The sequence below is a fragment of the Actinoallomurus soli genome (assembly GCF_024055715.1).
GTDB classification, from domain to species: Bacteria; Actinomycetota; Actinomycetes; order Streptosporangiales; family Streptosporangiaceae; genus Actinoallomurus; species Actinoallomurus soli.
In genome coordinates this window covers 1-23,581 of the sequence record NZ_JAMXMV010000015.1, presented here as the reverse complement: position 1 = coordinate 23,581, position 23,581 = coordinate 1, and the positions used below count along the sequence as shown (strand labels likewise).

The 23,581-nt window shown below is 73.8% G+C and carries 19 protein-coding genes; 7 read left to right on the top strand and 12 right to left on the bottom strand.

Features of this window, described 5'->3' with window-relative positions; all coding sequences use genetic code 11:
* The first annotated feature begins 31 nt into the window (after positions 1–31).
* Positions 32–1,696 (top strand): beta-N-acetylhexosaminidase, encoded by a 1,665-nt coding sequence (locus NDW01_RS30085; RefSeq protein WP_305883830.1) that lies wholly within the window; start codon positions 32–34, stop codon positions 1,694–1,696.
* Positions 1,697–1,759: 63 nt separating this feature from the next.
* Here the strand turns inward: NDW01_RS30085 and NDW01_RS44010 are convergent, their stop codons facing one another.
* The 9 genes from NDW01_RS44010 to NDW01_RS30040 all read right to left on the bottom strand — a co-directional run bounded on the left by NDW01_RS44010 (position 1,760) and on the right by NDW01_RS30040 (position 10,806).
* Entirely contained in the window at positions 1,760–3,175 is a 1,416-nt protein-coding gene (locus NDW01_RS44010) for a dihydrolipoyl dehydrogenase family protein (RefSeq protein ID WP_252827704.1), read from the bottom strand.
* Positions 3,176–3,315: 140 nt separating this feature from the next.
* Positions 3,316–5,154, bottom strand: coding sequence for an adenylyl cyclase (locus NDW01_RS30075; protein WP_252827703.1), 1,839 nt, complete (start codon positions 5,152–5,154; stop codon positions 3,316–3,318).
* A 216-nt stretch (positions 5,155–5,370) separates the two neighbouring features.
* Positions 5,371–5,673, bottom strand: a complete 303-nt coding sequence (locus NDW01_RS30070) for a DUF202 domain-containing protein (protein ID WP_252827702.1) — start codon at positions 5,671–5,673, stop codon at positions 5,371–5,373.
* Complete coding sequence (locus NDW01_RS30065; RefSeq protein ID WP_252827701.1) at positions 5,670–6,041, bottom strand: YidH family protein; 372 nt, start codon at positions 6,039–6,041, stop codon at positions 5,670–5,672. Before NDW01_RS30065 ends, NDW01_RS30070 begins: the two co-directional genes overlap by 4 nt.
* 111 nt (positions 6,042–6,152) lie before the next feature.
* A complete protein-coding gene (locus tag NDW01_RS30060) occupies positions 6,153–6,614 on the bottom strand; it encodes a universal stress protein (protein WP_252827700.1) in 462 nt (153 codons plus the stop codon).
* A gap of 60 nt (positions 6,615–6,674) precedes the next feature.
* Complete coding sequence (locus tag NDW01_RS30055) at positions 6,675–8,417, bottom strand: SulP family inorganic anion transporter (RefSeq protein ID WP_252827699.1); 1,743 nt, start codon at positions 8,415–8,417, stop codon at positions 6,675–6,677.
* 196 nt (positions 8,418–8,613) lie between these two features.
* The gene (locus NDW01_RS30050; protein ID WP_252827698.1) at positions 8,614–9,927 is read right to left on the bottom strand and encodes an acyltransferase family protein; all 1,314 of its coding nucleotides are present in this window, start codon (positions 9,925–9,927) and stop codon (positions 8,614–8,616) included.
* 4 nt (positions 9,928–9,931) lie between these two features.
* Complete coding sequence (locus NDW01_RS30045; RefSeq protein ID WP_252827697.1) at positions 9,932–10,255, bottom strand: GNAT family N-acetyltransferase; 324 nt, start codon at positions 10,253–10,255, stop codon at positions 9,932–9,934.
* 50 nt (positions 10,256–10,305) lie between these two features.
* Complete coding sequence (locus tag NDW01_RS30040) at positions 10,306–10,806, bottom strand: hypothetical protein (RefSeq protein ID WP_252827690.1); 501 nt, start codon at positions 10,804–10,806, stop codon at positions 10,306–10,308.
* A 100-nt stretch (positions 10,807–10,906) separates the two neighbouring features.
* On the opposite strand from NDW01_RS30040, the gene NDW01_RS30035 reads away from it, so the two are divergent.
* The 3 genes from NDW01_RS30035 (at position 10,907) to NDW01_RS30025 (ending at position 13,388) form a co-directional block, all read left to right on the top strand.
* Positions 10,907–11,593: a response regulator transcription factor gene (locus NDW01_RS30035; RefSeq protein ID WP_252827688.1), complete on the top strand. Its 687-nt coding sequence runs from the start codon at positions 10,907–10,909 to the stop codon at positions 11,591–11,593.
* A 4-nt stretch (positions 11,594–11,597) separates the two neighbouring features.
* Positions 11,598–12,878, top strand: a complete 1,281-nt coding sequence (locus NDW01_RS30030; RefSeq protein WP_252827687.1) for a HAMP domain-containing sensor histidine kinase — start codon at positions 11,598–11,600, stop codon at positions 12,876–12,878.
* Positions 12,879–12,971: 93 nt separating this feature from the next.
* The gene (locus tag NDW01_RS30025; protein WP_305883829.1) at positions 12,972–13,388 is read left to right on the top strand and encodes a PepSY domain-containing protein; all 417 of its coding nucleotides are present in this window, start codon (positions 12,972–12,974) and stop codon (positions 13,386–13,388) included.
* Positions 13,389–13,536: 148 nt separating this feature from the next.
* Here the strand turns inward: NDW01_RS30025 and NDW01_RS30020 are convergent, their stop codons facing one another.
* The 3 genes from NDW01_RS30020 to NDW01_RS30010 all read right to left on the bottom strand — a co-directional run bounded on the left by NDW01_RS30020 (position 13,537) and on the right by NDW01_RS30010 (position 18,343).
* Positions 13,537–16,332, bottom strand: a complete 2,796-nt coding sequence (locus NDW01_RS30020; RefSeq protein ID WP_252827686.1) for a helix-turn-helix transcriptional regulator — start codon at positions 16,330–16,332, stop codon at positions 13,537–13,539.
* A gap of 160 nt (positions 16,333–16,492) precedes the next feature.
* On the bottom strand, positions 16,493–17,314 hold the full coding sequence (locus NDW01_RS30015) for an alpha/beta fold hydrolase (RefSeq protein WP_252827684.1): 822 nt from the start codon (positions 17,312–17,314) through the stop codon (positions 16,493–16,495).
* A gap of 12 nt (positions 17,315–17,326) precedes the next feature.
* Positions 17,327–18,343, bottom strand: a complete 1,017-nt coding sequence (locus NDW01_RS30010) for an SLAC1 family transporter (protein ID WP_252827682.1) — start codon at positions 18,341–18,343, stop codon at positions 17,327–17,329.
* A gap of 413 nt (positions 18,344–18,756) precedes the next feature.
* Between NDW01_RS30010 and NDW01_RS30005 the strand changes: the two genes are divergently transcribed.
* The 3 genes from NDW01_RS30005 to NDW01_RS29995 all read left to right on the top strand — a co-directional run bounded on the left by NDW01_RS30005 (position 18,757) and on the right by NDW01_RS29995 (position 23,537).
* Positions 18,757–20,364 (top strand): PP2C family protein-serine/threonine phosphatase, encoded by a 1,608-nt coding sequence (locus tag NDW01_RS30005; protein ID WP_252827681.1) that lies wholly within the window; start codon positions 18,757–18,759, stop codon positions 20,362–20,364.
* Complete coding sequence (locus tag NDW01_RS30000; RefSeq protein ID WP_252827679.1) at positions 20,361–21,425, top strand: cobalamin B12-binding domain-containing protein; 1,065 nt, start codon at positions 20,361–20,363, stop codon at positions 21,423–21,425. Before NDW01_RS30005 ends, NDW01_RS30000 begins: the two co-directional genes overlap by 4 nt.
* A 264-nt stretch (positions 21,426–21,689) precedes the next feature.
* Entirely contained in the window at positions 21,690–23,537 is a 1,848-nt protein-coding gene (locus NDW01_RS29995) for a glycoside hydrolase family 76 protein (RefSeq protein ID WP_252827678.1), read from the top strand.
* The last annotated feature ends 44 nt before the right edge of the window (positions 23,538–23,581 follow it).

The following is a 23,581-nucleotide window of genomic DNA, read 5'->3' as shown; positions in this document are numbered from 1 at the left end:
GGCTTTTGGAAAGTTATGTTCGATCTAGTGCATGGTGGAGAAAACATTCGACGCGCCGAAGCCCCGGCGGCGCGCCGGCCGTACGGCCGGTCATCCGGGCAGACGGCTCACCGCGGCCGCGGCCGTGACCACGGTGATCCCACTGGTCACGGCGCTGGCCGGGCCGCCGCGGGCGGAGGCCGCCACGGCCGCGCCCCGGATCATCCCGGCTCCGGCCTCCCTGCGGACCGTGCCCGGGCGGTCCTTCACCCTCACCCGCGCGACGAGGATCGTGGTCGCGTCGCGCTCCCGCGACGCCGCCGGCGTGGCGACGTTCCTGGCCGGACTGATCCGTCCGTCGACCGGGTACCGGCTCCCCGTCGTGTCGGGATCCGAGGGCTCGCCGCACGCCATCTCCCTGCGCCTGACCCCGGCGCCCGGCCTGGGGACGGAGGGATACCGGCTCGACGTCACCGGCGGCGGCGTGCGGATCCAGGCCCCCACCGCGGCCGGCCTGTTCCACGGCGTCCAGACGCTCCGTCAGCTGCTGCCGGCCAAGGTCGAGGCGCGCGGCGTACGGCCCGGCCCCTGGATCGTCCCGTCCGTGCACGTCTCCGACAGCCCGCGGTTCGCCTGGCGCGGCGCGATGCTCGACGTGTCCCGGCACTTCTTCACCGTCGCCGAGGTGAAGCGGTACATCGACGAGATCTCGCTCTACAAGATCAACACCTTGCACCTGCACCTCAGCGACGACCAGGGCTGGCGCATCGCGATCAAGAGCTGGCCGAGGCTCGCCACGTACGGCGGCAGCACGGAGGTCGGCGGCGGCGCGGGCGGTTACTACACGCAGGCGCAGTACAAGGACATCGTCGCCTACGCCCAGCGGCACTTCATCACCGTCGTCCCGGAGATCGACACCCCGAGTCACACGAACGCCGCGCTCGCCTCGTACGCGGACCTGAACTGCGACGGCAAGGCGCCGCCGCTCTACACCGGCACGGACGTCGGCTTCAGTTCGCTGTGCGTCGACAAGGACGTCACCTACCGGTTCCTCGACGACGTGGTCGGGGAGCTGGCGAGGCTGACCCCCGGCTCGTACGTCCACATCGGCGGCGACGAGGCGCACAGCACCCCGCTCACCGACTACGTGAAGTTCATCGACCGGCTGCAGCCCATCGTCCACGCCCACGGCAAGAACATGATCGGCTGGAACGAGATCGCGCAGGCGGACGTGAAGCCGGGCCCGGCGACGCTGGCGCAGAACTGGAGCATCGCCGACGGGAACACCCCGGTCGCCGACCCGCTGGCCACCGCGGCCGTGCAGAAGGGCGTTCCGCTGGTCCTGTCGCCCGCCAACCACGCCTACCTGGACATGCAGTACGACAAGAACTCGCCGTACGGCCTGCACTGGGCCGGTTACGTCAGCGTCCAGCAGTCCTACCAGTGGGATCCCACCACGATCTTCACCGGCGTGACCGAGCACGACGTACGCGGCGTGGAGGCCCCGATCTGGAGCGAGACGCTCACGAACATCCACGAGGTCGAGTACATGGCGTTCCCGCGCCTCGCCGGAATCGCCGAGATCGGCTGGTCGCCGCAGCACGGCCGGTCGTGGGACGAGTACCGGACGCGGCTGGCAGCCCAGGGCCCGCGCTGGACGGCGATGGGCGTGAACTTCTACCACTCACCGGAGATCGCCTGGGACTCCGCGTCGTAGTCACCTCGTGTGCCGCGTTCCCGGTGGCCGGCGGACGGAGCCGGCCACCGGGCCGCGGGGGCGTCAGCCGCGGTAGGTCTCCAGGAGGCGCAGCCAGACCTCGCTGATCGTGGGGTAGGACGGCACCGCGTGCCACAGCCGCGCGATCGAGACCTCTCCGGCGACCGCGATCGTCGCCGAGTGGAGCAGCTCCGCGACACCGGCGCCGACGAAGGTCACCCCCAGCAGCGTCTCCCGGTCGAGATCGACCACGGCGCGGGCGCGGCCCCGGTATCCGTCGGCGTAGAGGGAGGACCCGGCGACGTTGCCCAGCTCGTAGTCCACCGCGCGCACCCGGCGGCCCTGCCGCTCCGCCTGTTCGAGGGTGGGCCCGACCGCCGCGACCTCGGGGTCGGTGAAGACGACCTGCGGCAGCGCGCGCTCGTCCGCGGTGGCCACGCTGCGCCCCCACGGCGCCAGGTCCAGCTCGCGGCCCGCGGCCCGGTCGGCGATCGCCGTGCCGAAGATCCGTCCCTGGTACTTGCCCTGATGGGTCAGCAGCGCCCGGCCGTTGACGTCCCCGGCCGCGTAGAGCCAGCCGCCGGAGACGCCGGCCGCCAAGCCCGTGTCGTCCACCTCGATCGGCTTTCCCGCCTCGAGGCCGACGGTGTCCAGGCCCAGATCGGAGGTCGCCGGCACCCGGCCGGTCGCGAACAGCACCTCGTCCGCCGTCAGGGCCTCGCCGCCGTTAAGCGTCAGGACCACCGGGCCGTCGCGGCGCACCCCCGTCACCGACGTGCCGAACCGCACGTCGACGCCCGTTTCCCGCAGGCTCTCCGCCACCAACTCTCCCGCGAAGGGCTCCAGCTTCGCCAGCAGGCGGTCCCCGCGTACCAGCAGGGTCACCTCGCTGCCCAGCGCCCGCCAGGCGGTGGCCATCTCGACCGCGACGACGCCTCCGCCGACCACCGCCAGCCGGTCCGGCACCCGCGGGGAACTCGTCGCCTCGCGGCTGGTCCAGGGGCGCACCTCGGCCAGCCCGGGGAGCTCCGGCAGCGCCGCGCGCGTTCCCGTGCACACCGCCACGGCGTGCCGCGCCGTCAGGGCGCGCCGCCCGCCGTCGGGCGTGTCCACGACCACGCGGCGCTCCCCGTCCAGCCGGCCGTGGCCGCGCACCAGGGTGATCCCGGCGGAGTCCAGCCAGCTCACCTGACCGTCGTCCTTCCAGTGCGACGCGAAGTCATCGCGGCGCTTCAGCACCGCCGCCGCGTCCAGGACCCCGGTCACCGCCTCGCGCGCGCCCGCGACCCTCGCGGCGTCGGCGAGCGCCGCCGCCGGGCGCAGCAGCGCCTTGCTGGGCATGCAGGCCCAGTACGAGCACTCCCCGCCCACCAGCTCGCTCTCCACGATCGCCACGGTCAGCCCGCCCGCGTGGGCCCGCTCCGCGAGATTCTCCCCCGTCGGCCCGGCGCCCAGCACCACGACATCGAACTCGTCCACCGCTCGTCCCTCCTGATCCACCCGTGCTCAGGGCGGATTCGCCCTTACCGGCCCAGTTCACGAGCTTCTCACGCGCGGGTTCCGCGGGAACCCGCGCCCGGCCGCCGTGCCGTCGGCGTGACGGCCGGGCGCGCGGCGGATCAGGGGTAGGAGACGACGTCGGCCGGGCCCTGGTAGGCCGGCGTCACCGGGGCGCCGACCCCGTTGATCACGTGGTCGATCGTCCCGGCCTTGTTGAGCGAGACGGTGAGCAGGTCGTGCATCCGCACCCCCGGCGTGACCGGCACCTCGAAGGCGTTGGTGGCGTGCAGGTCGGGGTCGACGTTGGTGTAGATGTAGCTGCCCAGGCCCCAGGCCTCATGGGTCCGGACGCCGTCGGCGACCTTGTAGGCCGCCCAGCCGTCGACGTCGCCGTGCCGCCAGGCCGCCTGGTCGGGCGCGTCGTAGGGCAGCTCGTTCTGGAAGAACACCGTACGGCCGCGTTCGCCCGTCCAGACGACGTTGTACTTCTGGTAGTGCTCGACGAACAGGCCCGTCGCGGTCACGTCGTCACCGTTCACCACGACGCCGGTGCCGGCGGTGTTCTGCGTCCATCCCACGCCGGTGCCGTGGTCGGCGCGCCACGCCCAGATGTCGTCCAGGATCACGTGGTCGCCGTTGACCACGAGGCTGGTCGCGGCCTTGCCGGCGTGCGGCCCGCCGACGCGGAAGAAGACGTCCTGCAGGGCGGTCGGCCGGTGCGGGTCGGACGCGTGCGCCCTGCCCTTGGCGTGCGGCGTGCCGACCCGGAGCAGTGCCGGGGACTCGACCGGTCCGGCGTCGACGGTCAGGCCGGCGATGTCGACGTCCGGGACGTCGGCGACGGTCAGGGGGACGGCGCCGTGCTGCGCCGTCAGGGTGGCCAGGCCCAGGCCGAGCACGACGGTGCCGGCGCGCTTGACCGCGATGCTGTGCGCCACGTCGTACACGCCGGGGGTCAGCAGCAGGTTGCGTCCCTGCGCGAGCGCCGAGTCGATCTTCGAGACGGGGTCCGAGGGGCGCGCGACGAAGAAGGAGCTCAGCGGCAGCGAACGGCCAGGGGTCGGACCGTCCTGCCAGGTGGTGCCCTGGGAGTTGCGCGCGGCGCCCGGCACGAAGACCTGGTAGGCGCCGGAACCGTCGACGTAGAGGTAGGGCTTCTCCTTCGACGCCGGGGTGGTCGCCAGCGTGGTGTACGGCGGGCTGGGGAAGGACTGGGCCGGCGCGCCGGCCACGCCGGAGAACACCTGGTTCCAGACGCCGTTGCTCCAGCCGCCGACGCTGCCGTTGCGGGTGTAGAACTGCTGCTGGGAACCGCTGACGACCGTCGCGGAGATCGCGGAGTCGGCGATGAAGCCGCCGCTGGCGTACTGCGGCCCGGCGGTGCAGTAGTCCATCAGCGTGGTGTTACCGGTGATCTTGACCCGGCGCAGTGGCGCGGCCTGCGACACGGCCCAGAACTCGGTGTTCGTCCGGCACCCGGACCCGCCGGCCGGATTGATCGTCAGGTTCGACATCGAGCGCCAGAAGTTGTCCAGCGCGATGCAGTTGTCCGCCGCCAGGCAGCGGTTGAAGACGTCGACCGAGCCGTTGATCGTCACGTCGGACGGCGACCGGCCGAGCCCCGCGACCTCCGTGTAGTACCCGACCTGGAACTTCAGGGGATGGTCCACGGACCCGTACACGCCCGGCTTGAACAGCAGGGCGTAGCGCCGGGTGCCCATCTCGTCGTCGACCTGCTGCCGCGCGACCGCGTCCACGGCCGCCTGGATGTCGGACTGCGGCATGCTCGGGTCGAAGACGAGGACGCCCGGACCGAGATCCGGGCCCGCCGCGCGCGGCGGCGTCGCGGCGGCGACCCCGCCGGGGACCGCGAGGGTCAGGAGGGCGCCGGACAGGAGTACGGCGCCCGTCGCCCGGCGGGACGAGAGCCCGGGGCGACGGAACGCCGGGCGGGGCATGCGGCTTCGCGCCGCGCGAATGTGCATCGGGTTACGGCCTGCCTCTGCTGTCGGCAAAGGTCCGTCCGCTGCGCGGACGGGCGGGCAGTGAGTGTGTCCGCCGCCACAATTTAGGGCATGAAATAAGCCATTGAATAGACAGAAGGCCACAAAAGCCTCTTCAGTCTCCTCGTCTGCGCCGCCTCGGGCCTGTTCCCGCCCGACGGGAACGATCACTCAGTGCGGGAGCCGGCCGCCGAGCAGCACGGCGACGACGGCCGCCGTGCAGACCCCCACGATGGTCGCGGTCGTGAGCGGGAACCGCCACGTGGAGCCGTACGGCGTGAGGCGCCGGAGACGACGGCGGCAGACCGCCCACGCCAGGGCGGTCGCCGCCAGGACGGGCAGGCCGACGGCCGGGGCGGCCTTCGCGATCGCCACGGCCAGCGCGGTCACGGCGACGGCGGTCCGTGTCCAGGCCAGGCGCGTGCGCTCCGTGGCGGAGCCGGGGTCGCGGTCCCGCCGGGGCTGCGGGGTCATCGGGCGCGCACCGTGGACACGAGGACGACGACCACCGAGGTGACGGCGGTCAGGGTCACGGCCACCGCCAGGATCGTCGGCAGCCACGAGCGCGGCAGCGGCCTCCGCTGGTGCAGGGCCCGTTGATTGCGCCGGAACTCGAGGTACCCGACCGTCGCGATGACGGCGCCGAGGACCATGAGGGGAACGCCGAGCAGGTCACGGCTCCAGGGGACCCCGGGGAAGGGCCGCAGGACCTGGACGCCGGCCAGCCCGGCGGCCACTAACGCGAGCGCGGTCCGGCTCCAGGCCAGGAACGTCCGCTCGTTGGCGAACAGGAAGCGCGCGTCCGGCACCGTCGCGTCGCCGGGGGCGTCGGAAGAGGTCATTCACGGAGAATAATCACAATATGACGGTACGTTACATCGCCGGCTCGGTGTCCCGCATGTGCACCGAAGGGAAGCCCACCCTGTCCGCGAAGTCACGCGGCGACGGGAAGGTCACGGCGTCATCGGGCCCCGGCCCGCGAATTGGATCACCCGGACCGGGCAGGGGCACCTGCGGGCCAGGTCGGTCGCCGTGCACCGGTGCAGGCGCGCCGCCCATCGGGAGCGGACCCGCGCGCCGACGTACACCGCGCACGCGGTGTCGAGCAGGGCCCGCTCGCGCAGCGCCTCGGCCGGCCTGCCCTCGGTGACGACGAACTCCCACTCCAGGCCCTGGCCGCCGAGCAGGAGCGTGCAGCACAACCACGCGTCGAGTTCGAGGGCGTCGCGCCACGACGTGTCGTACAGGTCCATCGCGGGCCAGCCGAGCCACTCGCCGGGCAGCGGGCCGGGCCGCACGTGGACGGCGCGCAGCCGGACGCGGCCTCGTGCGGCGTACGCCGCGGCCGCCCGCAGCGCGGCCCGTCCCGAGTCGCCGCCGTCCACCCCCACCAGGACGGTCTCACCGCCGCCCATGCCGGACTCCCGGTGCGGGGGCGGCCGTGCCCGGCGGGCGCCGGACGGCGCGTACCGGTGTCATGCGGTACGGGGATCCGCGCCGGCCAGCAGCGATCGTGCGTGGGTGATCGCGGCGTCCGGATCGGGATGGATGAGCTCGACCAGGGGCGGCCGCGCGTCGGCCGCGCCGGCGAGCAGCCGGTGGTGGTCGGGCCGCACGCCGGCGAGCAGGACCGTGACGCCGCGCGAGCGGAGGAAGGCGATCACCTCGCCGATGACGCGGGCCGCCGTCAGGTCCAGGGCCGAGACGCCGGTCATGTTCAGGATGACCACGCCGGGCCCGGTGAGGTTCGTGAAACTCGCGAGCAGCCGATGCGTGGTGGCGAAGAACCAGGGCCCGTCGAGGCGGTACAGGCTGATCTCGCCGGGGGGCGCGTCGCCCGGGGTGCCCGCGCCGTCCGTGGGGAAGGGGACGGCCTCGATGCGGCTGCCCCGTGCCAGAGTGGCGATGGTCACCAAGGTCGCGATCACGACCCCGGCGGCGACCGCGGCGATGAGGTTGACCGCGACGGTCACCGTGCACGTGAACGCCACGATCAGAGTGTCGACACGACTGGTCCGCAGGATGGACGCCAGCGCCCCCACTTTGATCATCCGGACGGCGGCGCCGAACATCAGCCCGGCGAGCGCCGCCCGTGGGATGTCGGCGACCAGGCCCCCGGCGGCGAAGGCGATCACGGCGAGCACGACGGCGTGGGTGAGCGAGGCCAGCCGGGACGTCGCGCCGCACCGGACGTTGACCGCCGTACGGGCGAGCGTGGCGGTGGCGGGCACCCCGCCGACCAGCGGCACCGCCAGGTTGGACAGGCCCTGCCCGAACAGCTCCCGGTCGGGGTCGCTGGGGCGGTCGCCGCCCATCGCGTCGACCACGGCCGCCGAGAGCAACCCCTCCAGTGCGGCCAGGACGGCGATGGCCAGCGCCGAGGGCAGCAGGGCCGCCACCAGGTCGGGGTGCAGGAAGCCCAGTGACGGAGCGGGCAGGCCGGCGGGCACCGAGCCGATGCGGCGCAGGCCGAGCGGGAAGACCTCGGCCACCAGCGTGGCCACGCCGATCGCCACGAGGGGGAACGGCACCTTGGGCAGCCACCGGTTGCCCGTCATCACGACCGCGGCCACCGCCGCGGCCATGAGCAGCGGTGCCGGCCGTACCTCATGCGTGTAGTCCGCGACCGCCCGGACGGCGTCACGCCACACCTTGTCGTGGTGGTGGGCGCGCAGTCCGAGCGCGGCCGGAACCTGCTGCAGGGCGATCACCACCGCGACTCCGACGGCGAACCCCTCCACGACCGCCGCGGGCACACAGCGCGCGAACCGGCCGACGCGGGCCAGGGCGGCGGCGATCAGGACGACACCGGCCATCGCCCCGGCCAGCATGACGCCGCCGGGGCCGAAGCGGTGCACGACGGGGATGAGCACGACGGTCATCGCGCCGGTGGGGCCCGACACCTGCAGGGCGCCGCCCCCGAAGATCGCCGCCAGCGCGCCGGCCACCACCGCGGTCGCCAGCCCGGCACGCGCTCCCAGGCCCGAGCTGGCGCCGTACGCCAGCGCCAGCGGCAGCGCCACGACCGCGACCGACAGGCCGGCGACGACGTCCCGCCGCGGATGGCGGCGCATGGCCTCGAAGTCCGCTCGTCCGGGCAGCAGCTCGGAGAGCCGGGAGCGGCGATCTTCGTGACGCCGGCCGAGGGCGATCCGGGCCCGCGCGCCTCCGGGGACCGAACTCTCGAACGACGGCCCGGATGGCGTGCGTCCCGGCATCTCGCCCTCCTCGGCAGGTACGGCTGGGCTCTCGGCGCCACCGGCCCTCGACGTCCTGACCAGTGGTCATCACTTAGAGTAATGACATGGTCGGCGTTCGGTAGGGAAAAGCCCGGGGGACTATCCCGGGGGACAACACGCTCGGTCCCTCCGGTCACATCGTCACCGGGGGCATCCGGACGAACCGGTCCGGGCGCTATGAGGCCACGTCGTCCGGCGCCGGGGCGGCGACGGGGCCGGCCGCGTCGCCGACGGCGGGCCGCCGGGCGGCCGTGGCCGTGGAGCGGCCGATGCGCCGGCCGAGCCGCTGGAAGGGGCTCTCGACGTACCGATAGGTCAGGGCGCTGACCGCGATCAGGACCGCGACGAAGACGGTGAGGCGGAGCGCGTCGTCATGGTCGGGGGTGCCGCCGAACTGGTCGGACAGCATGAGCAGGACGGGGTGCAGCAGGTACAGCGAGAAGCTGATGGCGCCCAGGCCGGTCAGCCACCGGGGGATCCGGTGGCGGCGCAGTGCCCACCCCCCGGCGAACGTCAGCGCGGCCAGGATCAGCGAGCCGCTCCAGTAGACCGCGAAGGCGTCCACCTGCGCCGGCGCCATGGTGACCTGCGCGTGCAGCGCTCCGGCGGCCACCGCGCAGACCAGGACGACGACCGCCGAGAGCACCGCCGTGCGCGGGCGGATCTGCCCGTGCTCCGCGCGGTACAGCGCGGTGCCGGTGAACATCACGGCGAGGATGATCAGGCTCTGCCACGGGCCGATGCGGCCGTTCAGGCCGACCAGGGCGATCGCGAGGACCCCGCCGAGGATCCCGCCCGCGGTCCGTACGGACGGCCGGGTCGAGACGGCCGCGACGATCGCGGTCACCATGACCACCGCGGTCAGCGCGGCGGTCGGCCCGATCCCGACCGTTCTCGACAGCGCCGCCATCGGCAGGAGCCCGCCGACCAGCACGGCGGCGGCCGCGAGCGTCACGGCGATCGGCGCGGACAGGCGGTGGGTCCGGGTGACGAACAGCGCGACGACGAGCAGGTAGAAGAGCATCTCGTACGACAGCGTCCACAGCACGTTGATCACGTTCGGCACCGCGAGAACGTCCTGCAGCATGGTCAGGTGGGCCAGGACGGCGGTCGCGGGCCGGTAGGCCTCCAGCCCGGCGCGCAGGCCGCGCACGCCGAGCAGGTAGGGCAGCAGGGTGATCGCGCAGGCGGTGGTCAGGAGGGGGTAGATGCGCAGCACGCGGCTGATCCAGAAGCGGCGCACCTGCCCGTGACGCTCCAGCGAAGCGGGGATGATGTAGCCGCTGACCAGGAAGAACACCAGGACGCCGTACAGCCCCGGATCGAACCAGTCGATCCCCAGCCCCGCCCGCCAGCGAGGGACGTAGTAGTACGTGGCGTGGTGCAGCGCGACGACCATGGCCGCGATCCCCCGCAGGAGGTCGAGCCAGGCCAGCCGGGCGGCGGACGAGGCGGGGGATCCCGTACGGGAGGGTTCGGAGTCGGCCACCGGGTCAGCCGGCGGAGGGGGCGAGCCCGAAGCGGGCCCGCTCTCCTTCGGGGACCAGGTCGAGGTAGGAGTCGGTGTTCTCGGCGATGACCTTGCGGACGTACGGGCAGAACGGGAGCACGGCGAGGCCCCGCCGCCGGGCGTCGTCGAGCGCGGTCGTCACCAGTTGCCGGGCGAGGCCGCGACCGCCGAAGGCGGGGTCGACCTCGGTGTGCGTGAAGGCGATCCGGTCGCCGTTGAGCCGGTAGACGGCGAACCCGACCCGTTCCCCGTCCTCGTAGATCTCGAAGCGGTCGGCTGCCGGGTTGTCGCGAACGGTGGCGGTCATGACGCACTACGGTCTCACGGACCGGCGCCGTCGGCACCGGCCGGGGCCGCTCAGTCGTGCCGGCCGCCTTTCGTCGTGACGGCGGTGGGAACGCCGGAGCGGCAGGTCACCTGGATGACGAGCTTGCGGCCGTGGTCGGCCTCCAGTTTCACCGAGGCCCGCGATGCCGGCCCGCGCTTCACGTCGTCGACCCCGTAGCCCTGGGCCGGCGTCCAGGAGAGCAGGTACACGGCGTCGGCCGGTCCGCAGCGCGCCAGCACGCTCCCGCCCGACGTGGACAGCGCACGGGTGGTCGCGGCCGCGGGAGCGCCGCTCGTGCCCTGAGAGGTCGCCGTCGCGGCCGGAGCGGTCGGCGTCGCGGGCGTGGTGGCCGCGGGTGCCGGCGTCGTGCCGGCGGCCAGGGCCCGCTCGACCTGGTCCGGCGTCAACGGCCGGACCCCGCGGTCGGTGATGCCGGCGCCCAGTACGGAGATCGCGGCGATGCCGATGCCGGTCGAGACCGCGGCGGCGGCCGCCCAGGCGGTGATCCCGATGAGGACGCGTCTGGTCATTCGGCCAGGCTGCCACGACCGCGGCTAAGGGACCGATAAGACGGCGATAAGGGCCTGCCATGACCCGATCTGTCGGCGATCACCTGGTTACGGTTGGGCTGTGCCGCAACTACTGCTGATCGAGGACGACGTGTCGGTGCGGACGGCGCTGGTGCGGGCGCTGTCCGAGCGCGGTCACGCGGTGACCACCGCGGCCACCGCCATGACCGGCCTGCAACAGGCCGTCGACGGACGCCCCGACCTCGTCGTGCTCGATCTGGGCCTGCCGGACCTCGACGGCACGCAGGTGCTGCGGATGCTGCGGGGCGTCAGCCGGGTGCCGGTCATCGTGGCCACCGCGCGTGACGACGAGAGCGAGATCGTCCGGGCCCTCGACGCCGGGGCCGACGACTACCTCGTCAAGCCCTTCGGCGCCGGCCAGCTGGACGCGCGGATCCGGGCGGTACTGCGCCGCGCCGAGGACCGCCGGGACGAGCAGGCACCGGTGCTCGTCGGCGGACTGCGCATCGACCCGAGGGCACGGGAGGCGAGCCTGGACGGGCGGCCGCTGCAGCTGGCGCCCAAGGAGTTCGACCTGCTGCACTACCTGGCCGCCCGCGCCGGGCAGGTGGTTCCGAAACGCGAGTTGCTGACGCAGGTCTGGCGGACGCCGTACGGGGGAGCGGACAAGACCGTCGACGTGCACGTGGCGTGGCTGCGCCGCAAGCTCGGCGAGACCGCGAAGGAGCCCCGCTACCTGCACTCGGTCCGGGGAGCCGGCGTCAAGATCGTCGATCCGGGCGCGTGAGGCCATGAGGAGCCGTCTGTTCCGGCTGGTCGCCGCGACCGCCTCTCTGGTCCTGATCGCGTTCCTGGTGCCCCTGGCCCTCCTCGTACGCCAGGTGGCCGCCGACCGCGCGACCACCGCCGCCACCACCGCGGCCCAGTCGCTGGTACCCGTCGTCGCGACGGCCGATCGCGGCACCGTCGAGCTGACCGTGTCCCAGGTCCGGGCGACGAGCCGGTACCCGATCACGGTGCTCTGGCCCGCCGACGACGGTCTCATCGGCGCGCCGGCGCCCCGCAGCCCGGCACTCCGACTGGCCGCGCGCGGGCGCAGCGTCACCGCCGAGGCGCCGGGCGGACGCGAGATCCTGGTCGCGGTGCAGGGCGCCCCGGCCGGCACCATCGTCATCCGCACCTTCGTCACCACCGCCGAACTGCGCGCCGGGGTCCTGCGCGCCTGGCTGATCCTGGGCCTGCTCGGGATCGGGCTGCTGGGCGTCGGCCTGGTCGTGGCCGACGCGATCGCCCGCTCGATGCTCGGTCCCGTCACCGCCCTGGCCGCCCTGTCGCAGCGGCTGTCCGGCGGCGACCTGGACGCCCGGATCGACCCCGCCGGGCCCCCGGAGATCCGTGACGTCGGCGCCGCGCTCAACCACCTGGCCGGCCGCATCGGTGACCTGCTCACCGGCGAACGAGAGGCCGCCGCGGACCTGTCGCACCGGCTGCGCACCCCGTTGACCGCGCTGCGGCTGGAGACCGAATCGCTCCGGGACCCGGCCGAGGCCGAGCGCGTGACCGCCGTCGTCGACGCGCTGGAGCGGACGGTCACGCAGATCATCAGCGACACGCGCCACCCCCGCCGGTCCGGCGGGCGGTGCGACGCCCGTCAGATCCTCACCGACCGCGTCGCCTACTGGTCCGCGCTCGCCGACGAACAGGACCGCCCCGTCGGCACCGTCCTGCCCGATCACCCGGTGCCGGTCGCCGTCGACGGCGACGAACTGGCCGCCGCCGTGGACGCCCTGCTCGAGAACGTCTTCGCGCACACGCCGGAGGCCACGGCCTTCACCGTACGGCTGGAGGCGACGACGAGCGGGGCCCGCATCGTCATCGGCGACGACGGCCCCGGACTGCCCGTCGCCGGCCTGCCCGGCCGCGGCCGCAGCGGCCGTGCCTCCACCGGCCTCGGCCTGGACATCGCCCGGCGCACGGCCCACGCCGCGAGCGGCGCCCTCACCCTCGGCCGCTCCCCGAGCGGCGGCGCGGAGGTCACCATGACACTGCCCGCGCCTACCGAGAGGTCTTAGCCCGACGTTAGCCGCGCCGCAGCACGGGCTTATCGTCCCCGGCGGCAACCTGAATCCCGTCAGCCAGACCCATCACACGGGAGGACGTACACCATGGGCCGTCTCACCATTCTCGGCGTCGGATTCGCCGCCGCCACCGCCATCGCCACGGCCGGCGGGATCGCATTCGCCGATGACCACCACACCCGGCCGGCCACCGCCGTCGCGCACGACGACTCCGCCGGACGCCACCACGACGACACGGCCGTCGCGGCGAGCACCAGGATCAGCGCAGCGCAGGCCGACAGGATCGCGCGCACGGCGATTCCCGGGGCGCGGATCCTCTCGACCGAACTCCGCGGCACCCGGCGGGCTCCCGCCTGGGAGGTGAAGCTGACCGCGAAGGGCGTCCAGCGCGAACTCCTCATCGACGCCCGGACCGGAAAGATCATCAAGAACGAGGTACGGCACGGGTCCCGGGGCCGCCAGGACGACCACCCGGGCCGGGACGACCACCGCGGCGGCCGCTGAGCCATCGGCCGCCGAGCCACCGGCCGTTCGGCCGTGTCCGGCCGGCGATCGTCACGGACGGGATCGAACCGATCGGCGTCCGGCGATCGCCGGCCGGCGCGCCCGGCATGGTCTCGACGGGCGGCCGGAGGACGTCATCCGGGCGCCCCTAGTCGAGCTCCGCGTCGTTCAGGGCGTCGCGCAGCTGCGCGCGCGTCGTGACGCCCAGTTTCGGAAACGCCTGGTACAGGTGGAACCCGACCGTGCGGGGCGACAGCAGCAGGCGTCCCCCGATCTCCCGGTTCGTCAGCCCGCTCGCCGCGAGCCGTACGATCTGCAGCTGCTGCGCGGTGAGGTCCACGGGACGCGCCCGCTTCTTCCGCACGGGCATGGTGACCCCGCAGGCACGCAGCTCGGCGGTGGTGCGCGCGACCCAGGGCCGTGCGCCGAGCCGTTCGAACACCGCCAGGGCCTGGGCCAGCGCCGTACGGGCCTCGCCGGTGCGGCGGCGGCGACGGAGCCACTCGGCGTACTCCAGGCGGGCCTGCGCCCGTTCGAACGGCCACTGTTCGCCCGCCGGGTCGGCCAGCGCGGCCCGGAAGTGCTCCTCTGCCTCGCCGGCCGGGGCCAGCAGTGCCCGCGCCCGGTGTGTCAGCAGGGTCAGCCGGGTCGACATCCGGCCCGCCAGCCGGCGTTCGACGGAGTCCAGCACCCGCGCGGCGTCCTTCTCCTGACGCGCGCGTACGGCCGCCGCGGCCAGGTCGCCGAGGCCGTAGTGGGAGGCGTGGTAGTGCAGCGGCACCGGGTCGGGATCCGCCGTGAACAGGCAGCGCAGCAGCTCGTACGCCAGCGCGTGGTCGCCCTCGACGGTCGCGATGGCGCCCTTCACGGCCAGCGCCCGTGCCTGCAGCGCGCGGCTCTCGGTGGGGTCGATGCCGGCCACCGCCCGGTCGATCAGTTCGCGCGCCCGGCCGGTGTCCCCGCGCTGCGCGAGCAGCGCCGCGCTGACGTAGGTCGCGGACCGCCCGGCCATGTCCAGGCCGTTCTCGGCGGCCACCCGGCGGGCGTCGTCGGCGGTCACCTCCGCCGCGTCCCACGCTCCGTTCTCGAACTGGGCGATCGCCAGTGCCTGGCCCAGGGTGGCGTTGGACCCGGCGGTGGTCGCGCGCCGCAGGTGCTCCAGGGAGTCGCCGTACAGCCGGACGGCGGTGGCGGTCTCGTCGAGCACCCAGGCGCACGCCCCGATCTCGTTGAGCGCGTTGGCCCCGAGGCCCGGCAGGGTCACGGCCCGCTCCAGCAGGCGCAGGTGGCCCGGCCGGTCCCCGAAGGGGTCGAGGGCCGCGCGGGGCCACGCGTCGTCGGAGCTCTCCCCGACGTCCGCCGGGATCCGTGCCAGCAGCTCCAGCGCCTCGCGTCGGTAGTCCTCGTCACCCATGGTGTAGACGACGATGGCGGCGTGGCGGACCGCGCTGAGGGCGACCGCCGGCGCGGTGTCCACGGTCGACGCGGCGAGCGGCAGCAGGTGGGACAGCGCGGCCTTCTGGCGGGTGGTCGCCGCCAGCGCCCAGCCGGTCCACAGTGCCGCCTCGGTGAGCAGCTCCGGATCGTCGGTGGCGGCGACGACTCCCGCGGTCAGCTGCTCCACCCACAGCGGGCGGCCCGCGTGCATCGCCAGGTCGCAGGCGGCCAGGAGGCGCCGCGCCTGCCGCTGGGGGTCGGGGCTGAGCCGCGCGGCGCGTTCGAGCGCCGCCGCGGCGACGCGGTAGCCGCCGCGCCTGCGCGCCCGGTCCGCGGTCGCCTCCAGGGCGGCGGCGATCGCCTCGTCCGGGGCGAGGGCCGCGGCCGCGAGGTGCCAGGCGCGGCGGTCGGGGTTTCCGGCGAGCGCCTCGGCGAGGGCGAGGTGGACCTCCCGGCGGGCCGCGAAGGACGCGGCCTGGTACACCGCGGAGCGCATCAGCGGATGGCGGAAGGCGACGCGGCCGCTGTCCAGGGTGACCAGGCCGGCCTGCTCCGCGAGCAGCCACGCCTCGATCCCGCCGTCGGGGCCCGCGGCCGACGACGCGAGGAGCGCGGCGGGCAGGTCGGGGTCGTCCGCGGCGGCGGCGAACAGCAGCGCGCGCCGGGTGCCCTCCGGCAGCCGCGCCAGGCGGTCGGCGAAGATCCGCTCCAGCCGGGCGGTCAGCGGGAGCCGCTCGACGGCGGTGTCCGAGAGGGAGGCGGACGAGTCGGCCGTCGCCCTGGCCAGCTCCACCAGGGCCAGGGGGTTGCCGGCCGCCTGCCGCAGGATCTGCCGTCGCAGCGGTCCCGCCGGGGGGAACGGCTGGACGTCGAGCAGCCGGTCGGCGGCCGCCTCGGTGAGCGGCGACACGGGCAGCCGGGGGAACTCCGCCCCGAACTGCTCGGGTACGGGGTCGGTCCGCGTGGCCGCCAGGACGGAGACCGGTTCGCCCGCCAGCCGCCGCGCGGCGAAGGTCAGCGCGTCCAGCGAGCAGGCGTCGAGCCACTGCGCGTCGTCGGCGATGACGAGCAGCGGCCGCCGGTAGGCCGTGTCGGACAGCAGCGTCAGCACGGCGAGGTTGATCAGCAGCCGCTCGGGTTCCCCCGCCGCGCCGGCGGGCTCGGCCTGGTTCAGCCCGAACGCCCTGAGCAGGGCGTCGCGCTGCGGACCGGGCAGCTCCCGGATCTCGGCCGACATGGGGGCCAGCAACTGGTGCAGCCCCGCGAAGACGAGTTCGGTCTCACCCTCGTGGCCCTGGCAGCGGAGGACCCGCAGGCCCCGGCGCCCGGCCTCGCGGGCGGCGGCGTCCAGCAACGTGCTCTTGCCGGAGCCGGGTTCGCCGATGACCAGCAGCAGAGGCGAACGGTCCGCGTCCTCGGGGTCCAGGAGCCGCCGGATGCGGGCCAGTTCCCTCTCCCTGCCGATGACTCCGATCTCGGGAGGTCCCGCATCGCCGACGCGACCCATCTGTGCTTCTCTGTCCCTTCGCCCGGCGAATCGCGTGATTGCGAGCTTCAAGACTAAGAGGCCGTTTCACCTGGTTCGGCGGTCCGGGCGGGGAACACTTCGGGGCGGTGCGGGGACGTGATCCCCGCACCGCCCCGAAGGCGCGGTCCGCTCAGGCCGGTCAGGCGCGGATGAACTCCAGGAGGTCCTTCTCGAACGCGGCGCGGAAGTCGCCGTACAGGCCGTGGGGCGCGCCGGGGTAGACCTTCAGGGTCGCGTCCTTGAGCAGTTCGGCGGTCTTGAGGGCGGCGTCCTGGATGGGGACGATCTGGTCGTCGTCGCCGTGGGCGACCAGGACGGGGATGTCGATGCCCGTGAGGTCCTCGGTGAAGTCGGTCTCGGAGAACTGCTCGACGCAGTCGTAGGCGGCCTTGACGCCCACCTGCATGCTCCAGAGCCAGAAGGCGCGGCGGGCGCCTTCGGAGACGGCCGCCCCGGGACGGTTGAAGCCGTAGAAGCTCTCGCTGAGGTCCCAGTAGAACTGGGAGCGGTCGCCGTCCACCCCGGCGCGGATGCCGTCGAACGCCTCGATGGGGGTGCCCTCGGGGTTCTTCTCGCTCCGCACCATCACCGGCGGGACGGCGCCCAGCAGGACGGCCTTGGCGACGCGGGCGCTGCCGTGGCGGCCGAGGTAGCGGGTGACCTCGCCGCCGCCGGTGGAGTGGCCGACCAGGATGGCGTCCCGCAGGTCCAGGTGCTCGATGAGGGCGGCCAGGTCGTCGGCGTAGGTGTCCATGTCGTTGCCGGTCCAGGGCTGGTCGGAGCGGCCGTGCCCGCGGCGGTCGTGGGCGATGGCGCGGTAGCCGTTCTCGGCGAGGAGGCGCAGCTGCTCGTCCCAGGCGTCGGCGTTCAGCGGCCAGCCGTGACTGAACACGACGGGCCGCCCGCTGCCCCAGTCCTTGTAGAAGATGCGCGTGCCGTCGGCGGTGGTGATGGTGGGCATCGAGGATTCCTCTCAGTGTTCTTCCGGGGCGGGGGTCGTATGGGGAGGCCCGGTGCGGACACCGCCCCGCGAGAAGGTGGCCGGCACGGTACGTACGGCGATGCCGGCGATCAGAAGGGTGGCCGCGGCGAGCGCGGCGTAGGTGTAGACGAGGTACCCGGTCGGGCGGAGGATCTGCGTCCAGTGCACGACGCTGGTGGCGACCGCGGCCCAGGAGAAGGTGAACGCCCAGAAGCCCGGGGCGAACCGCAGCCGCGTGAAGGCGGGCAGCAGCCGCAGCTGCGCGAGCACCATCAGCGTGCCGTATCCGGCGAGGATCGCGCTGAAGGCGTCCACGTGGGGGCCGCGCAGCGAGACGTAGGCGACGGTCGCCACGGCCGCGGGCGCGACCTCGATCGCCAGGGTCGGATAGAGGGCCGGCGGCAGCGCGGGGCGGAAGAACAGCCGGGCCATGATCATCGAGCCGAGGATGAACCAGCAGATCAGCCCGAGGCCGAGCATGGCGTAGCCCAGCGTCCGCTGCCCGACCGCGGCGGCACCGGCCGCCGCGACCAGGCCGCCCGCCACGGTCGGCAGGAAGTACCCCGGATGGAGCTGGTCGAGGCTGAGTGACCCGTAGATCCACTGGCCGGTCATCCAGCCGCCGAGCAGCACCGTCAGCACCAGGAACACGTCGAAGACGACGGTTCCGGCGGTCGAGTCGTACGCGTAGAGGCCCTGCGACGCCGCCGGCATCGGAGTGATCACGGCGAGGGCGGCGAAGGGCGCGGCGACGGGATCGGTCAGGTCGGTGGCGAACGCGCCGCGTACCGACAGCGCGTACCGCGCGTAGCGCGCCACCGTGACCGCCCAGACGACCGCCGAGACGGCCAGCAGTGCCCGTCCTGCCCACAGTGGGGCGTGACCGTAGCGCGCGACGGTCAGCCAGGTGCCCGCCAGCCCCGCGATGCCGAACGCCATGCCGAACAGGTTCAGCGGAACTCGTCGGACCGCGGGGGCCTCGGTCTTCTCGGCCTCGTCGGCGGCCATGGGGGCTCCTCTGGTACGCAGGGGCAGGGGGGGATCGGCGAGCGATGTGGGTCCAACGATGCCAATGTCCCAGATCGTGGCGGAACGTCCATAAGTCGAATGACTTGCGAACTTCCTGTAGCCCAGACCGCGGGGCGGGGGCCGGGCGGCCGTGGCGGGGGCGGCGGAGGGCGGCGCGAGCGGGTGGGCGCCGACGAGGAGGCGCGTGCGGCCGCGCTCCTGGACAGGGCACGGGCGGCGAGCGATTAGCGTGGCAGTACACAGACCGGGATTTGCTCTTATATCTCACTTGAGGGACGGTTGTCGCAGAGCAAGGTTTCCGACCGGGAAGGTGGTGGGGGCTCGCGCGTCCGTGGGCCTGCCGCGTGGATGTCTCCAGCACTGCTCCCGCGGACCGGCGGGGTACCGGGCGGATGACCGGCGTATGGGCCGCGGCCCCGCACCCCGTGGTGGTGGCCGACGGCGCCGGCCGGGTGGTCGAGCTGAACGAGGCCGCCGCCCGGCTGTTCCCGCGCGCCGAGCCGGGCGCGAGCCTTGCGGCCACGACACCCGGGTGGCTCGCGGAGGCGCACCGAGCCGCCGTCGCGTCGGGAACCGTGGACGAGCCCGTACGCGGCGAGGCGGGCGAACACGGTTATGAAGCCCGTGCGACCTTCTCCCCGGACGGGGACGTGATCTGGTGGCTGGTCGAGGACACCGACCGGCGGCGGGCCGAGACCGCGCTGGTGGCGGAGCGTAAGCGCACGGCGCTCCTGGTCGAGGCGGCGGGCGCCCTGCTGACGACGCTGAACTACGACCGGTGCATGGAGGTCGCGGTACGGCTGGCGGCCGAGCACCTGGCCGACGCCGCGATCCTCGTCGCGCCCGCCACCGGGAAACGGCTGCCGGTCGCGTACGCGATCCGCGGCGCGCAGGTCACCCGCCGTACGCTGCGGGCCGACCCGGCCGAGGTCCCGGGTCTGAGCGAGGCACTGCAGGGCTTCCCGCCGATCCCCTCCCGGTGGATCGATCCCGGCCGGTTGCCGTCGTGGGCCGTGCCGGAGGGCTTCGGCGGACCGGTCGGCGCGGTCGCGGTGACGCCGCTGCCCGGGCACGGCATCCCGGCCGGCGCGCTGATCCTGCTGCGCCGCAACGACCGGCGAGGGTTCGGCGACGACGAGGAGGTCTTCGCCCGGCTGTTCGCGGCACGGGCGGGCGCGGCGCTGTCGGCGGCCCGCGTGTACGCCGACCGGACGGGTATCACCGAGATCCTCATGCGCGAGCTGCTGCCGCCGCGGCTGCGCCACGTCCACGGCGTGGCCTACGCCGGCGGCTACCGCGCGTCGGTGCGCAGCGAGCTGGTGGGCGGTGACTTCTACGACGTCCATCCGGGTGAGGACGAGGACGCCGAGTCCCTCGTCGTCCTCGGCGACGTGTGCGGCAAGGGCCTGGAGGCGGCGGTCACCACGGGCCGGATCCGCACGACGCTGCAGGCGCTGCTGCCCCTGGCCGGCGACCACCTGCGGACGCTGTCCCTGCTCAACGGGGCGCTGCTGAACTCCGGATCGACCCGGTTCGCCACCCTGGTGCTCGCCTCGGCGGTGCGCGCCGGAGACCGGGTGCGGCTGCGGCTGACCAGCGCCGGGCATCCGCCGCCGCTGATCGTGCGGCGCGACGGGGTCGTGGAGGAGGCCGCCACGCGCGGCACTCTGATCGGGGCGTTCCCCGACGTGCAGGCGACGACCGCCGGGGTCGAGCTGGCGCCGGGGGAGACGTGCGTGCTCTACACCGACGGCATCACCGAGGCCCGTGGCGGGCCGCTGGGCGACATCATGTTCGGCGAGGAGCGGTTGAAGGACGCGCTGTCCGAGTGCGCGGGGATGCCCGCCGAAGGCGTCGTGGAGCGCGTGCAGATGCTCGCGGCCGAATGGGCCGGTGACCACGACCACGATGACATGGCCGTCGTGGCCATCGGCGCACCGCAGGCCGGGCGTCCGGAGGCGGCGGGGCGGCGTCCACGAGGTGAGGAGGTCCCGCGATGACGGCTTCGGCTCCGGACCGCTCGGACATCGAGGTCCTGTCCGCCCGGCTGTGGGACGTCGTGCGCGGCGGCGACGAGTACGCCGCCGTGGAGATCGTGCTCTCGGCGGTGGACGCGGGCCTGGACGCCGAGTCGGCCCTGCTCGACGTGATCGCGCCCGTGCAGGGGAAGGTCGGCGTCGAGTGGGCCGCCAACCGGCTCAGCGTCGCCGAGGAGCACACCGCCTCGGCCATCAACGACCACGTCATCGCCGCCCTGGCCCACCACGGGTCCGCGCCGCGGCGGTCACACCAGGGGCGGATCACGGTCGCGTGCGTCGACGGGGAGTGGCACGCCCTGCCCGCCCGCCTGCTGGCGGAGACCCTGCGGCTGCGCGGCTGGCAGGTGGACTTCCTCGGGGCGCAGGTTCCCGTTCCGCACCTGATCGACCACCTGCACCGTACGGGACCCGACGCGCTGGCCCTGTCCTCCTCCATCCCCACCCGCCTGCCCGCCGCGCACCACGCGATCAGCGCGTCCCAGGCGGCGGGCGTCCCGGTCATCGTCGGCGGGGCGGCCTTCGGTCCCGGCGGCCGCTACGCCGACCGGCTCGGCGCCGACGCCTGGGCCCCTGACGCCCGTGCGGCGGCCGACCGCCTCGCCGAGATCGTCGCCCGCCCGTACGTCCCGCCGGCGGCCCACGAGCCCCTGGACGACCTGCCGCACCTGGCCGACCAGGAGTACACCCTGGTCACCCGCAACGCCCACCGGCTCGTCGCGGCGGTCCTCGCCGCGATCGAGGAACGGTTCCCGGCCATGGCCGGCTACAGCGAGCGGCAGCGCCGGCACACCGCCGAGGACATCGCCCACATCACCGAGTTCCTCGCGACGGCCCTCTACCTGGACGACTCCGGGCTGTTCACCCGCTTCATCGCCTGGACCGCCGACATCCTCACCGCCCGTGGCGTCCCGGCGCACTCGCTCGCCCTGGGCCTGGACCTGCTGGCCGAACAGCTCACGGACTTCCCCCGCGCCGTCGCCATGCTCCGCGACGGCCGCGCCGCCGTCCCGCTCGCCCGCTGATCGAGGCGCGCCCGCGTCCGGGCCCGAATCCCACACGTTCGAACATCGCAATCGGGGCTTTTCCCTCATGGTCGCGCGCGTATTGACGGATCTGACCGTAATGCTTAATTTACGGCAAAGACTGCAGTCAGCCAGTACCCCGCCCCCGCGTCTGCCCCGCCGGCCACCGCAGACGACCTCACCTGCCGGTTCCCGACACCGTCATGCGCGGACACCGCCCGCCTTCCGGAGAACCAGGTCCTCCGCCTCACCCTGGAGTTCCCCATGCGAGGACATCGACGTACCCTCTTCGGCCGTGCCGCGACCGCCGTCGCCGGACTGGTCCTGATCCTCTGCACCGCGCCCGGCCTCCGCATCGCACCGGCGGCCGCCGCGTCCCAGGTCTGCTTCCTCTCGTGTGACACCCTCGACCCGTCGCGGGCCGCGCAGGAGACGTTCCCCGTGCCGCAGAAGAACATCAACGGCCGCACGCTGGTGCTGCACGTGTCGGACGCGGACGGCATGGCATGGGGGAGCATCGACGACGGCGCCACCGGCGACGCCGTGTGGCTCGACCGGTCCTGGGACGGCGGACAGACGTGGGAGGGACTGCTCGGAAAGGCGAGCATCCCCGCCACGTGGACCGGCACCCGGACGCTCATGTACAACATCTCCGACCCCCGCGGCCACCGGCGCGGTCTCATCCGTGCCTGCGGCGACGCCGACGCGGTCACCTGCACCGACTGGGTCTACCCGACGGTCTGCGACGTCCGATGCGACCGCACCGACGCGGCGCAGGCGAACGGCGACACCCAGCCCGTCCCGGCGACCACCCTGTCCGGCCGGGTGATCCGGCTGCACGCCGACCAGAACGGGATGGCCTGGGCCGGCATCGAGGCGGGCGCTCCGGGCGACGAGGTGTGGCTCGACCGCTCGTGGGACGGCGGCGCCACCTGGCCCGACGGCTCCTCGCTCGGCCGCCTCTCGGTCGCGAGCGGCGCGACCGCCGCCCGTACCGCGATGTTCGCCACCCGTGACCCGCGCGGCCGCCTGTACGGCGGCGCCGTCCGCGCCTGCGGGCGAGCGGTGTCCGGGCAGAACGGCAGCTGCACGGCGTGGGCCCGGCCCGCGCCGTCACGGGCCGCGGCGGCCGCCGACGCCCTGATGTACTCCTACGACCCCTACACCGGCTGGTGGCCGAGCAGCTGGTGGAACTCCGCGGCGACGCTCACGACGCTCATCGACGACGGCGACCCCCAGGACGACTGGGTCATCGCCCGCACGTTCGACCAGAACAAGGGCGTGTTCCCGGCCGGGCAGCGCGGCACCGATCCCATCGAGGGCAACTTCGTCAGCCGCGCCATCGACGACAGCGCGTGGTGGGGCCTCGCGTGGGTGGCGGCCTACGACCACACCGGCGACCGGCGGTACCTGACCATGGCCACGACGATCGCCGACTACGTGAACCAGTATTGGGATCCGAGCACGTGCGGTGGCGGGGTGTGGTGGAACCGGGAGCGCACGTACAAGAACGCGATCACGAGCGGCCTGTACCTGCGGCTCGCCGCGTCGATCCACCGCCGTACGCCCGGCGACACCGTCTGGCTGCAACGGACCCGTACGGCCGCGACGTGGTACCTGAACAGCGGGCTGATCAACTCCGCGAACCTCGTCAATGACGGCCTCACCCAGGACTGCCGCAACAACGGTCAGACGGTCTGGACCTACAACCAGGGCCTCGCCATCGGCGGCCTGGTCGAGGCGTGGCGCGCCACCGGCGACGCCGCACTGCTCGCCGCGGCGCGACGACTCGCGGACGCGGCGATGACCGGTCTCACCCAGAACGGGATCCTGACCGAGTCGTGCGACGTCGGCCAGAGCACCTGTGACGACAACCAGAAGCAGTTCAAGGGCATCTTCAGCCGCTACCTCGCCGACCTGGCGGCGGCGACCGGCACCTCCGCCTATCAGGCGTTCGCCCAGCGGCAGGCGGACTCGATCTGGGCCCATGACCGCGACCCGCTGAACCGGATCGGCCAGCGCTGGGCGGGCGGCACCCCGAATCCGTCCGACTGGCGCACCCAGGCGAGCGGCCTCGGCGCCCTCACCGGGCCGCCACGGACCGGCCCCTGATCCGGTGCGCCGGCGACGTGGGGGGGGGGGGGGGGGGGGGGGGC

Excerpts from the sequence above, each read along its gene's own strand:
- NDW01_RS30085 (WP_305883830.1), top strand. The coding sequence starts at position 32 with ATGGTGGAGAAAACATTCGACGCGCCGAAGCCCCGGCGGCGCGCCGGC.
- NDW01_RS30070 (WP_252827702.1), bottom strand. The coding sequence starts at position 5,673 with ATGACCCCGCAGCCCCGGCGGGACCGCGACCCCGGCTCCGCCACGGAG.
- NDW01_RS30060 (WP_252827700.1), bottom strand. The coding sequence starts at position 6,614 with ATGGGCGGCGGTGAGACCGTCCTGGTGGGGGTGGACGGCGGCGACTCG.
- NDW01_RS30020 (WP_252827686.1), bottom strand. The coding sequence starts at position 16,332 with ATGGGTCGCGTCGGCGATGCGGGACCTCCCGAGATCGGAGTCATCGGC.
- NDW01_RS30010 (WP_252827682.1), bottom strand. The coding sequence starts at position 18,343 with ATGGCCGCCGACGAGGCCGAGAAGACCGAGGCCCCCGCGGTCCGACGA.
- NDW01_RS30025 (WP_305883829.1), top strand. The coding sequence starts at position 12,972 with ATGGGCCGTCTCACCATTCTCGGCGTCGGATTCGCCGCCGCCACCGCC.
- NDW01_RS30030 (WP_252827687.1), top strand. The coding sequence starts at position 11,598 with ATGAGGAGCCGTCTGTTCCGGCTGGTCGCCGCGACCGCCTCTCTGGTC.
- NDW01_RS30005 (WP_252827681.1), top strand. The coding sequence starts at position 18,757 with ATGACCGGCGTATGGGCCGCGGCCCCGCACCCCGTGGTGGTGGCCGAC.
- NDW01_RS29995 (WP_252827678.1), top strand. The coding sequence starts at position 21,690 with ATGCGAGGACATCGACGTACCCTCTTCGGCCGTGCCGCGACCGCCGTC.
- NDW01_RS30065 (WP_252827701.1), bottom strand. The coding sequence starts at position 6,041 with ATGACCTCTTCCGACGCCCCCGGCGACGCGACGGTGCCGGACGCGCGC.
- NDW01_RS30055 (WP_252827699.1), bottom strand. The coding sequence starts at position 8,417 with ATGCCGGGACGCACGCCATCCGGGCCGTCGTTCGAGAGTTCGGTCCCC.
- NDW01_RS30040 (WP_252827690.1), bottom strand. The coding sequence starts at position 10,806 with ATGACCAGACGCGTCCTCATCGGGATCACCGCCTGGGCGGCCGCCGCC.
- NDW01_RS30015 (WP_252827684.1), bottom strand. The coding sequence starts at position 17,314 with ATGCCCACCATCACCACCGCCGACGGCACGCGCATCTTCTACAAGGAC.
- NDW01_RS30045 (WP_252827697.1), bottom strand. The coding sequence starts at position 10,255 with ATGACCGCCACCGTTCGCGACAACCCGGCAGCCGACCGCTTCGAGATC.
- NDW01_RS30075 (WP_252827703.1), bottom strand. The coding sequence starts at position 5,154 with ATGCCCCGCCCGGCGTTCCGTCGCCCCGGGCTCTCGTCCCGCCGGGCG.
- NDW01_RS30000 (WP_252827679.1), top strand. The coding sequence starts at position 20,361 with ATGACGGCTTCGGCTCCGGACCGCTCGGACATCGAGGTCCTGTCCGCC.